Genomic DNA, 2357 nt, shown 5'->3' on the forward strand with positions numbered 1-2357 from the left:
GGCACTGCCGGGCTCGCCTTCTGCGGGGTCCTTTTGGAGACCTCGCTCAACGTCACTTTTCCGGAGATGACCCAGTACTTCAAAACCGGGCTGGGCACAGTCCAATGGCTGACCACTGGCTATCTGTTGGTGGTGGCCTTGACGGTTCTGGCTGCCGCTTGGCTGGAACATTCATTCACGACCCGCGCCTTGATTTTGACCAGCGTGGGAATATTCCTGGGCAGCGACTTGATGTGCATCCTTGCTCCAAGCTTTCCCGTTCTTATGGCGGGGCGCCTCCTGCAGGGCATCAGCACTGGTATCGCTCTTCCCTTGGTGTTCTCTCTAATCATGAAAAAGGTTCCTCTTCACATCCAGGGCCGTTACGTGGGCAGCGCTGGCATGGCGGTGGCACTGGCACCCTCCCTGGGCCCGACCTTTGGCGGAGCCGTTATCCAGGCCTTATCCTGGCGGGCCATCTTCCTGATCGTGCTGCCCATCGAGCTGGTCTTCGGAATCATCGCACTCATCTCAGTTGACAAGGAGGGCGCTCATGTCGGTCCCTTCGCATGGCTCCAGTTCCTTCTTCTGGGTGTCTTTCTGACCGGGCTGACCCTGGGGCTGAGCACCCTGGACGTTCATGGCCCTATTACCTGGCTGTCCTTGTTCATCGGTGCTCTGGCCCTTGCTGCAGGAGTCTGGACCCTTACGCACCAGCGCACCAGGCTGATCAACATTGCGGTCTTCCGGAACCGTACTTTCACCCTTGCCCTGATTCTCTACTTCCTGGTCCAGTTCGTTCAAATTGGCCTGACGTTCATCCTGCCCAACATGGCTCAGTCCGTACTGGGTGAGACCTCCACCGTGTCTGGCCTCCTTCTGCTGCCGGGGAGCCTGCTCTCTGCGCTCTGCCAGCCCGTCACAGGCGGCTATCTGGATGGCCATGGCCTGCGTGGACTGCTCGCGGTGGGAAGCACTGCCTTCTTCCTCTCGGCCTTAGGCTTCCTGGTCCTCAGCCGGCACTTGTCCGTCCCGCTGATGATTCTTCTCTACGCCTGCTACATGGTCGGTCAGGCCTGCGTCTTCAACAACCTGCTCACGGTTGGACTGCAGCATATCCCAGCCAAACTGGTGCCTGACGGTAACGCACTCTTCAACACCCTTCAGCAGTATTCAGGCGCCGCCTCGACCGGCGTTCTGGCCGCCATCATCACGGGCATGCCTAAGGCCAGTGGGCTTCATGCCGGCGCTCAGGCCTTCCAGTTCGGAGCTGTTTGGGCTTTCGTTTTCGTCTTTATCATCGTCCTGGTCATCCTTCTGGTGGCCTGGTTCCTGGAGCGCAGCCTGGCCAGCCAGGATAAGAGCGAGATTAAGGTTGTATGACCTCTGATTCCCTCTAGAAGGCAGTGGTTTTAATTCAGCAATGAGATGCCGACCCAGACGGCCCAACCTAGTGCAAGGACCAGGTAGGGCCACCAGTGCATGCGGGTGATGGCCACGAACTCCCGGATGAAGGCGGTCGGCCAGTAGTAGCCCTTGGTGTGTGAGCCGATTCCGTCGGCATTCAGGCCGACCTGACTGGCGTATTCGCTGGCCCGGAAGACGTGGTAGTCGCTGGTGACCAGGGCCACCCGGTAATGCTCAGGCCCGGTGCCTACCTCGTAGCGGTCATCCAGGATCTGCTTGGAGTAGCGCAGGTTCTCCAGGGTTGTGGTCGACCTGTCTTCCATAATGATGGCTTCGGCTGGCACTCCGCAGGAGCTGCGTAAATACTGAGCCATGGCCCTGGCCTCGCTGATGGCCTCGTCGGGACCCTGCCCTCCGGAGACCACGAAGCGCCCGCGTCGGCCCTGCCGCTTCCAGAGGTCTACAGCCTTGTCCAGCCGTCCCCGAAGCAGAGGCGTGGGCTCTTCGCCGCGCAGGCCGGCTCCATGGATGATGATGTAGTCGTAGCGACGCTTGCGGGGCAGCATCCTGTAAAAGTTGGAATAGAGCAGCAGAGCCAGGAAGGAGAAGAAGAACCAGGTGGCTTCCAGGTCGATCAGCCCGGCCAGCTTCTGCAGCCATGAGGGTGCGCCAAACCCAGCCAAGAGGGGTGAAAGAACCATGTAGGCCACCACGGCCAGTGCAAGCAGGCCGGGCAGCAGGGTGGTCAGGGAGACCCCCTCGTGTCGGATAACGATGACCGTGTTGGCCAGCAGGAAGCAAATCACCAGCAGGGGAGCGGCGATGAGCAGGATGACCAGGGGCAGGATCAGCCAACGCATGCCGAATTGCAGAAGAAGCGCTCCGCCCAGGGTTAGCAGCAGGAGCAGCAACCAGATGGCATTGCGGAACTGCCGTGGCTCCTTGTGCAGGTCCCAGAGGAAGAGCAGGCC

General features: G+C 60.3%; 2 protein-coding genes. One reads left to right on the top strand and one right to left on the bottom strand.

All coding sequences use genetic code 11. The annotated features are described in order from the left end of the window. A partial coding sequence (locus AC0AP0_RS12040) for an MFS transporter (RefSeq protein WP_490430641.1) occupies positions 1 to 1362 on the top strand: 1362 nt, incomplete at its 5' end. A 29-nt stretch (positions 1363 to 1391) separates the two neighbouring features. On the opposite strand, the gene AC0AP0_RS12045 is transcribed toward AC0AP0_RS12040, so the two are convergent. Further along, a partial coding sequence (locus AC0AP0_RS12045; protein ID WP_490430642.1) for a YdcF family protein occupies positions 1392 to 2357 on the bottom strand: 966 nt, incomplete at its 5' end.

The organism is Bifidobacterium sp. POST2/T3 (B1), from assembly GCF_058197115.1.